Origin of the sequence: Sulfitobacter sp. THAF37 (assembly GCF_009363555.1) — a bacterium.
Taxonomy (GTDB): domain Bacteria; phylum Pseudomonadota; class Alphaproteobacteria; order Rhodobacterales; family Rhodobacteraceae; genus Sulfitobacter.
Genome location: NZ_CP045372.1, coordinates 1,426,394 through 1,435,000 on the forward strand (window position 1 = coordinate 1,426,394; position 8,607 = coordinate 1,435,000).

At 61.8% G+C, this 8,607-nt stretch carries 7 protein-coding genes; 4 read left to right on the forward strand and 3 right to left on the reverse strand.

The genetic code is table 11. From position 1 onward, the window contains the following. Positions 1 to 42: 42 nt before the first annotated feature. A complete protein-coding gene (locus FIU94_RS07085; protein WP_152465116.1) occupies positions 43 to 1,296 on the reverse strand; it encodes a DNA polymerase IV in 1,254 nt (417 codons plus the stop codon). Positions 1,297 to 1,356: 60 nt separating this feature from the next. Here FIU94_RS07085 and FIU94_RS07090 point away from each other — a divergent pair, with 60 nt between their 5' ends. After that, the gene (locus FIU94_RS07090; protein WP_152465117.1) at positions 1,357 to 1,785 is read left to right on the forward strand and encodes an NUDIX hydrolase; all 429 of its coding nucleotides are present in this window, start codon (positions 1,357 to 1,359) and stop codon (positions 1,783 to 1,785) included. Between the two features lie 227 nt (positions 1,786 to 2,012). Here FIU94_RS07090 and pyrF read toward each other — a convergent pair whose 3' ends face one another. Together pyrF and FIU94_RS07100 are read right to left on the reverse strand one after the other, a co-directional pair. Continuing rightward, positions 2,013 to 2,735 (reverse strand): orotidine-5'-phosphate decarboxylase, encoded by a 723-nt coding sequence (gene pyrF, locus FIU94_RS07095; protein ID WP_152465118.1) that lies wholly within the window; start codon positions 2,733 to 2,735, stop codon positions 2,013 to 2,015. Positions 2,736 to 3,004: 269 nt separating this feature from the next. Further along, on the reverse strand, positions 3,005 to 3,319 hold the full coding sequence (locus tag FIU94_RS07100) for an orotidine 5-phosphate decarboxylase (protein WP_152465119.1): 315 nt from the start codon (positions 3,317 to 3,319) through the stop codon (positions 3,005 to 3,007). 396 nt (positions 3,320 to 3,715) lie between these two features. Here FIU94_RS07100 and clpB point away from each other — a divergent pair, with 396 nt between their 5' ends. From clpB to msrQ, 3 genes are all read left to right on the forward strand, one after another. Further along, entirely contained in the window at positions 3,716 to 6,331 is a 2,616-nt protein-coding gene (clpB, locus tag FIU94_RS07105; protein ID WP_152465120.1) for an ATP-dependent chaperone ClpB, read from the forward strand. 396 nt (positions 6,332 to 6,727) lie between these two features. Next, entirely contained in the window at positions 6,728 to 7,636 is a 909-nt protein-coding gene (gene msrP, locus FIU94_RS07110) for a protein-methionine-sulfoxide reductase catalytic subunit MsrP (RefSeq protein WP_152465121.1), read from the forward strand. Between the two features lie 85 nt (positions 7,637 to 7,721). Further along, on the forward strand, positions 7,722 to 8,336 hold the full coding sequence (gene msrQ / locus FIU94_RS07115) for a protein-methionine-sulfoxide reductase heme-binding subunit MsrQ (RefSeq protein ID WP_152465122.1): 615 nt from the start codon (positions 7,722 to 7,724) through the stop codon (positions 8,334 to 8,336). Positions 8,337 to 8,607 lie beyond the last annotated feature (271 nt).

The following is an 8,607-nucleotide window of genomic DNA, read 5'->3' on the forward strand; positions in this document are numbered from 1 at the left end:
TAATTCAATTAGCTTGCCTGTGCCGTGGCCAGCGGCTGCACGTCAGCGTAGCGCCCGCCCCTTGACGATGGCCTTTTCCCCGAAGCGGCGCCGGATGCTGTCGGTGGCTCTTTCCGCGCGGCTGCGCTGTCCGGCCTGCGGGTCCAGCAGATCGCCCGCCAGGTCCGCACCATCGGGTGTGCCGAGATCCGAAATGCCGACGCCAATCAGCCGGAAGGGACCGGGATCGTCCAGTTGGACGAACAGGGCGTGGGCCTGACGGTAGATGCGATCGGCAAGCTGAGTGTGATCCGGCAGGGACACCCGGCGCGTGACCGTCTTGAAATTCGCGTGCTTCAGTTTCAGCGTCACGATACGTCCGGCCATCCCCTTGGCCTTGGCCCGGTCCGCCACCTGCACCGACAGGCGCCAGATATGACCGTCGAGGATATCGGCATCGCCCGTATCCTCCCCGAAAGTCGTCTCCTTGGAGATCGATTTGACCGGCTCATGCGCGGACACGCGGCGGCGATCCTGCCCGCGCGCCAGATGCCACAGCCGTTCGCCCATGCCGCCGAAACGCAGGATCAGGTCGTCCTTTTCCCAGCGCAGGAGATCCGAAAAGGTGCGCACGCCAGCCTTTTCCAGCGCCGCCTGCGTCACCGCCCCGACGCCCCAGATCATGCTGACGGGCTTGTCCCGCAGAAAGGCGCCGGTCTCGGCCCGCCCGATTACGGAAAAGCCATGCGGTTTGTCGATGTCCGAAGCGATCTTGGCCAGAAACTTGTTGTGGCTCAACCCGATGGAGCCGGTCAGCCCCAGCTCGGTTTTCATGCGCCGCACCAGCCGCGCCAGCATCATGGCGGGTGCCGCACCGTGCAGCCGAGTGGTGCCTGTCATGTCCAGAAACGCCTCGTCCAGCGAGAGGGGTTCGATGGCCGGGGTCAGATCCTGCATCATCTCGCGGATGGCGCGCGAGGCTTCGACATAGGCTGCCATCCGGGGCTTTATGATCACCGCCTCGGGACACAGCTGAAGTGCCTTGAACATCGGCATGGCAGATCGCACGCCCCGGATGCGCGCCACGTAGCACGCGGTAGAGACGACGCCGCGCCGTCCGCCGCCGATGATCACGGGCTTGCCCGCCAGCGCCGGGTTGTCTCGCTTCTCCACCGAGGCGTAGAAGGCGTCGCAATCCATGTGGGCGATGGTCAGTTCCATCAACTCGGGGTGGGTCAGGACGCGCGGGCTGCCGCAGGCGGTGCAGCGCGCCACGGCAGGCAGTTCTTTCAGACAGTCACGACAGAGGCTCGCCATCTTGGCACACACGACAAAAGGGTTATGTAGGCAATGTAGCGTTCGTGCGAAGGAAAGAACATGGGGCACGAAGACGCCTTTGACGGTGCCAAGCTCGCCCTGTTCATCGGCGGGAAACTGGCCGTGATCCTGCGGGATGACATCCCCGAACTGCCCTTTGCGGGGTATTGGGATCTGCCCGGAGGGGGGCGGGAAGGCGCGGAAGGGCCGCTGGCCTGTGCCTTGCGTGAATGTCGCGAGGAACTGGGCCTGCAGGTGCCCGAAGAGGCGGTCACATGGCAGCAGCGGTTCACCGAGGATGGCCGGGTCAAGTGGTTCTTCGTCGCGGAGCAGCCGTCACGGATTGCCGAGGACATCGTGTTTGGCGATGAAGGTCAGTGCTGGACCCTGATGACACCCGAAGAATTCCTGATGCACCCCAAAGCGGTGCCGGCGTTTCAGGCCCGGCTTCGCTTGTTCCTCAATCCCGGCAGAAGAGATGAGGTCTGAATCGCCATGCGTTTTTGCAAGAAAGCCCCCCGCTGTCTGAAGCGGGGGGAGTTGACGAACTTCAGGAAGAACCAGTTCGTCGGGGAGTATCACCTGGCAAAAGGTTAACACTACCTCGCCATTTCCACCTAGTCGGGAATTCCTGACCCCGCCGATCAGAACGCCCTTGTTGTCATTTATGTTACAGTCTGTGGTTGAATTCTGGGCGGGCCAGGCGGCGTTTCACTTCACCGCAGGGCGTTTGGCCGCACCACCTGTGGGCTGCGCATCTCCGCCAGAATGTCCTCTGTTGCCTGCCGGGGGTCGGGCGCCTGCCATACCGGGCGACCGACAACCACGTGGTCTGCCCCCGCCGCGATGGCCTGGGCAGGTGTCATGATGCGTTTCTGATCCCCTGCGGCACTGCCCACGGGCCGAACGCCGGGGGTAACGATCAGCTTGCCCGCCGCTTCGGGCAGGGCGCGGACCATGGCCGCCTCGTGCGGGGAACATATGATGCCATCCGCCCCGGCCTCAAAGGCATGCGCAGCGCGGGTCTGGACAAGGTCGGCGATGGTCCCGTCGCGGATCAGGGCGCCGTCCAGATCGGCGCGGTCCAGAGATGTGAGTATGGTAACGGCGAGGATCTTGGTCTCGCGCTGGCCCACACCCGCGCGCGCGGCGGACACGACGTAGGGGTCGCCATGCACGGTCAGGAAATCAAGGTCGAACTGGGCCAGGCCGCGCACTGCCGCCTCGACCGTGGCCCCGATGTCAAAGAGCTTCATGTCGAGAAAGATGCGCTTGCCATGCTCCTGCTTGAGTTCATTGGCCAGCGCGAAACCGCCACCCGTCAGCATGCCCAGGCCGATCTTGTAGAAACTGACTGCATCCCCCAGCTTTTCCGCAAGGGACAGCCCCGAAAGGGCATCGGGAACATCAAGGGCAACGATCAGGCGGTCATCGGTCATCTGGGATCCTTGGCTGGCGCGGGCAAACGCCTGGGACGTAGACGGTTTCAGCGCAGCCTGTCCAGTGAAAACGCGGCGATACAATAGGCGCCAGTGTATTCCGGCAAAAAAAGACCCGGATCCGCTTGTGCGCGATCCGGGTCAGTGTGTCAGAGACAGTGCAGGCAGGCATTCGTCTCTGATGGTGGGGCGGCTACGGGACAGAATAGCAGCGGCACCCCACAATTCGCGCGGTCAGGCAGGTGATGCGCGAAAACTCATTCGGTAGGTCAGGCGGCGCGGTTGCCGGGGAGGGCTATCAGGCTTTCCAGCCAACGCCGCGGGTCGAAGCTTGGCCGACCGGCACGCTGTTTGGCGGCGCGACGGACCCTCTCGGAGTACATTCCCGTACCCCTGTCGTCGCGGCGTTCGGCCTGCGTGCGAAGCCCTTTGGCTGCCTGTTCGAAGCTCATGGTGATCGGGGCGCTGATGGCGCAGGGATATTTCCGGCTTTTGCCATCGCGGGTCACTGTGACCAGCGCCTCGAAGGTCTGCTCCGCAGGATTATAGATCACGTCTGACAACTGAATACTGGTATTCTGCATGATGGTTACCTCGTGGGTTCATGATCACTATCGCATGACGTCTTATTTTCTAAAGGTATAAACGATTGTGTTGCGAAATGGTTTCATCTTTCTCACCGCTTTCTGTTAATAAACAGGATTTATCCTTTAATAACAGTAAAATAATTGTGCATAACTTTTTTGTTGCAGATATCTAAAGTGGTGATAACCGGACGTTTCTTCTGCAATCTCAACGCGTTCAGGTTGTGGGCAGCGTCCGCCGAAGCCACAACATGTAGTGGCCCTGCGCGAACTTAATATGACGTCAGGCTCTTGATTTCAGCGGCCTGCTCCCCAAATCCAGATCGAGGTCCGACAGGATGCATGCCGCCAAGCCGGGTGTATCCGCCCACGGACGCTTTGCAAAAGGAGAGACCCATGGACTTTAGCAAGTTCACGGAAAGATCGCGCGGCTTCATCCAGGCTGCGCAAACGATAGCCATTCGCGAAAGCCACCAACGGCTGGCTCCCGAACATGTACTGACGGCACTGCTTGATGACGATCAGGGCTTTGCAGCCAATCTGATTTCGGCTGCGGGCGGCGATATCCGTCGCGTGACCGAAAACCTTGCGCTGGCGTTGGGTAAGCTGCCCAAGGTGACGGGGGATGCGGCACAGGTGTATCTGGACAATTCCACAGCCAAGGTGCTGGCCGAGGCAGAGGCGCTGGCCAAGAAGGCGGGCGACAGTTTCGTTCCGGTCGAGCGGTTGCTGATGGCGCTGTGCATGGTCAAATCTGCGGCCAAATCCGCACTGGAAGCCGGGCAGGTGTCGGCGCAGGCGTTGAACGGCGCTATTAACGATGTACGCAAAGGGCGCACGGCGGACACGGCAAGTGCCGAGGACGGCTATGAAGCCTTGAAGAAGTACAGCACGGATCTGACCGCCCGCGCCGAGGAAGGCCGCATCGACCCGATCATCGGGCGCGATGAGGAAATCCGCCGCGCCATGCAGGTGCTGTCCCGTCGTACAAAGAACAACCCGGTCCTGATCGGTGAACCCGGCGTCGGCAAGACGGCGATTGCCGAAGGTCTTGCCCTGCGTATCGTCGATGGCGACGTGCCTGAAAGCCTGCGCAACAAGCGGTTGCTCGCGCTGGATATGGGCGCGCTGATTGCCGGGGCGAAATATCGTGGCGAATTCGAGGAGCGGCTCAAGGCCGTGCTGACCGAAGTGACCGAGGCCGCGGGCGAAATCATCCTGTTCATAGATGAGATGCACACGCTTGTGGGGGCCGGCAAGACGGATGGCGCGATGGACGCATCCAACCTGCTGAAACCTGCGCTGGCGCGCGGTGAGCTGCATTGCGTGGGCGCCACGACGTTGGACGAATATCGCAAGTACGTGGAGAAAGACGCGGCACTTGCCCGCCGGTTTCAGCCTGTCATGGTGCAGGAGCCGACGGTCGAGGATACCGTGTCCATCCTGCGGGGCATCAAGGAAAAGTACGAGCTGCACCACGGGGTGCGGATCAGCGACTCCGCTCTTGTGGCAGCGGCGACGCTCAGCAACCGTTACATCACCGACCGGTTCCTGCCGGACAAGGCGATTGACCTGATGGACGAAGCCGCCAGCCGGCTGCGCATGGAAGTTGACAGCAAGCCCGAGGAGCTGGACGCGCTCGACCGCCAGGTCCTGCAGCTTCAAATCGAGGAAGAGGCGCTCAAGCTGGAGGACGATCAGGCGTCCAAGGACCGGCTGGCAACCCTTCAGAAGGATCTGTCCGAGCTGCAGGAGCGGGCATCGGAGATGACCGCCGCCTGGCAGGCCGAGCGTGACAAGCTGGCCGGTGCCCGCGACATCAAGGAAAAGCTGGACCGTGCCCGCGCGGATCTGGACATTGCCAAGCGCGAGGGCAATCTCGCCCGTGCGGGTGAATTGTCCTATGGTGTGATCCCACAGCTTGAGAAGGATCTTGAGGCCGCTGAATCCCGCGAGGACGGCATGATGGTCGAAGAGGCGGTGCGCCCCGAGCAGATCGCAAGCGTGGTCGAACGCTGGACCGGCGTGCCCGCAGGCAAGATGCTGGAGGGCGAGCGGGACAAGCTGCTGCGCATGGAGGATCAGCTGCACGCCCGCGTGATCGGACAGGATTCCGCTGTCAAAGCGGTGGCAAATGCCGTGCGCCGTGCACGGGCCGGTCTGAATGACGAGAACCGCCCGCTGGGCAGCTTCCTGTTCCTGGGGCCGACCGGTGTGGGCAAGACCGAGCTGACCAAGGCGGTGGCGGAGTTCCTCTTTGACGATGACAACGCCATGGTGCGCATCGACATGTCCGAATTCATGGAAAAGCACTCTGTCGCGCGGCTGATCGGCGCCCCTCCGGGGTATGTCGGATATGACGAGGGTGGCGTCCTGACCGAAGCGGTGCGGCGCAGGCCTTATCAGGTCGTGCTGTTCGACGAGGTCGAAAAAGCGCATCCCGATGTGTTCAACGTGCTGCTTCAGGTGCTGGACGACGGGGTTCTGACAGACGGGCAGGGTCATAGGGTCGATTTCAAGCAGACACTGATCGTCCTGACGTCGAACCTGGGTGCGCAGGCATTGAGCCAGCTGCCCGAGGGTGGCGACATGGCACGGGCCAAGCGTGACGTGATGGATGCCGTGCGGGCGCACTTCCGCCCCGAGTTCCTGAACCGGCTGGACGAGACGATCATTTTCGACCGGCTGAGCCGGGAAAACATGACCGGGATCGTCGATGTGCAGCTTCAGCGCCTGCTCAAGCGGCTTGCCGGACGCAAGATCGTGCTCGACCTCGACGATGGGGCGAAGAAGTGGTTGGGCGACGAAGGGTATGACCCGGTGTTCGGGGCCCGGCCGCTCAAGCGGGTGATCCAGCGCACACTTCAGGATCCGCTGGCAGAGATGATCCTGGCAGGCGACGTGCGGGACGGCGACAGGATCACCGTCACCGCGGGCGCCGATGGGCTGATTATCGGGGACCGGGTTGCCGCCAGCAACCGGCCCAAGCCGGACGACGCCACGGTGCATTGAGCCGCGCTATATATATGCAAGCGAAAAAGGCCGGGGTTTTCCCGGCCTTTTCAGTCGGTGACGGGGCAGGAGGGCGGCGAGAAAGCCGCGTGTTTCTGCACTCAGTCGTTTGAGACCTTCCATTCTTCAGTTGGAAACTCCTGACCGGGGTTCCGCGAGGTTCAAAAGGTCGCCGCGGCGGCTTTTTTTCTGTCTCACGGCCGACCTGACGGCAAAGCGGGTTCACAGGCGGTGACCTTACCGCGACCTCTGCGCCTCTGGCCTTCGGGCAGGCCGGTGCCGCGCGGACGGGGGCTGACAATCTGGTGTTCTGGGTGAAATGTAATGCGAAAGTCTTTGGTATTGCGGCTCTGCAACCCTACCTCTTGTGCAACGGAGTAAGAGGAGGAGGCCCCGATGGCCCATCGCTGGATCAATACGCTGAAGGAAAACGACGTCACCCCGGAGGCCGTATATCTGAACCGCAGACAGCTGATGGCGGGTGCGGTCGCGGGCATGGGGCTGGCCGGTATGGGGGGCAGCCGGGCCATGGCGCAGGACGCGCTTGAGCCCAACAGCTTCGAAGACATCACCAATTACAACAACTACTACGAATTCGGCACCGGCAAGGGTGATCCGGCCCGTTATGCCGATGCGCTGACGACCGAACCCTGGTCGGTCAAGATCGACGGTCTTGTCGACAAGCCGGGCGATTACGCCTTTGAAGACATCATGAAGGCGATGACGATTGAGGAACGGATCTATCGGTTCCGCTGTGTCGAGGCCTGGTCGATGGTGGTGCCGTGGAACGGTTTCGAACTTGCCGACCTGCTCGACATGGCCGGGGTTCAGTCCGGCGCCAAATATGTCGCCTTCGAGACGGCGCTACGCCCTGACGAGATGCCGGGCGTAAGCTTTCCGGTCCTGGATTGGCCCTATGTCGAGGGGCTTCGCCTGGACGAGGCGATGCATCCGCTGACCATCATGGCGACCGGCATTTACGGCAAGGACATTCCAAATCAGAACGGCGCACCGTTGCGCCTGGTCGTGCCGTGGAAGTACGGGTTCAAGTCGATCAAGTCGATCGTGCGGATCACGCTGACCGACAGCGAACCGCCGACCGCCTGGAACAAGGCCAATCCGCGCGAATACGGGTTCTACAGCAACGTGAACCCCGAGGTGAGCCACCCGCGCTGGTCGCAAGCGACAGAACGCCCGCTGGGCGGCGGCCTGTTCGCTGGCCGCAAGGATACGCTGATGTTCAACGGCTACGGTGACGAAGTTGCCAGCCTGTACGAAGGCATGGACCTGGTCCAGAATTTCTGATGCGGTTCTGCGCAGTACAACGCGGTGCGGGCAATCCGACCGACGCGCCGTATTTGCCGACAAAGGCAGGCAGGGGCATGCTCCGATGAACGGCTTCATCGACCGCTTTAACGGCGCCGCCCGTCGCATCCCGACGTGGGTTGTATATAGTGTGCTGCTGGTCCCCGCGATCTGGCTCTTTTACAAAGGGGTGACTGGGGATCTGGGCGCCGACCCGGTCAAGTCGCTGGAGCATGAGTTTGGCGAAATCGCGCTTCAGCTTCTTATCGCTGGTTTGTGCATCACACCTCTGCGCCGCTTTCTCGGCCTGAATCTTCTCCGGTTCCGCAGGGCCATCGGTCTTCTGGCCTTTACCTACGTTACATTGCATCTGCTGACTTGGGCGTTTCTGGACGTGCAGGCGCTGTCCCGGGTGGTCGAAGACATCATCAAGCGTCCCTATATCACGATCGGCATGGCGGCGTTCATCGTGCTGCTGCCGCTCGCGGCAACGTCGAACAACTGGTCCGTGCGCAAGCTGGGTCCGAAATGGCGCCAACTGCACAAGCTGACGTACCTGGCCGTGATACTCGGCGGCATTCACTACGTCTGGCTCGTGAAGGGAATTCAACTGGAGCCGCTGATCTACATGGCCGTAATTCTGGGGCTGCTTGCCCTGAGGCTGCCGTTTGCAGCCAAAACGCGCACTGCCCGCGGGTGAACCGGTGGTCTGTTCCACTTCGGCTTAGCCAGAGCCGCGAATCCGGGATCGATTTCGCCACTTAATCGCGCTTTCCGCTCCCTCTTTAGGCGATATTCGAAGAATCCCAGGCGGCAAGTGGCGATTCACGGCGGGGATTTACGTGAATCGCCGGGTCGGCTTACCCCGAATCCGCAGTCGAACCCGGTGACTCGCCCCCGACTCGGGCGTGAATCGCGGAATCACGACCGAGAATGTTCGCGCAAACGGGGTGAGTCTCGATCCCGCTTGG

Excerpts from the sequence above, each read along its gene's own strand:
- FIU94_RS07100 (WP_152465119.1), bottom strand. The coding sequence starts at position 3,319 with ATGCAGAATACCAGTATTCAGTTGTCAGACGTGATCTATAATCCTGCG.
- FIU94_RS07090 (WP_152465117.1), top strand. The coding sequence starts at position 1,357 with ATGGGGCACGAAGACGCCTTTGACGGTGCCAAGCTCGCCCTGTTCATC.
- FIU94_RS07085 (WP_152465116.1), bottom strand. The coding sequence starts at position 1,296 with ATGGCGAGCCTCTGTCGTGACTGTCTGAAAGAACTGCCTGCCGTGGCG.
- msrQ (WP_152465122.1), top strand. The coding sequence starts at position 7,722 with ATGAACGGCTTCATCGACCGCTTTAACGGCGCCGCCCGTCGCATCCCG.
- clpB (WP_152465120.1), top strand. The coding sequence starts at position 3,716 with ATGGACTTTAGCAAGTTCACGGAAAGATCGCGCGGCTTCATCCAGGCT.
- msrP (WP_152465121.1), top strand. The coding sequence starts at position 6,728 with ATGGCCCATCGCTGGATCAATACGCTGAAGGAAAACGACGTCACCCCG.
- pyrF (WP_152465118.1), bottom strand. The coding sequence starts at position 2,735 with ATGACCGATGACCGCCTGATCGTTGCCCTTGATGTTCCCGATGCCCTT.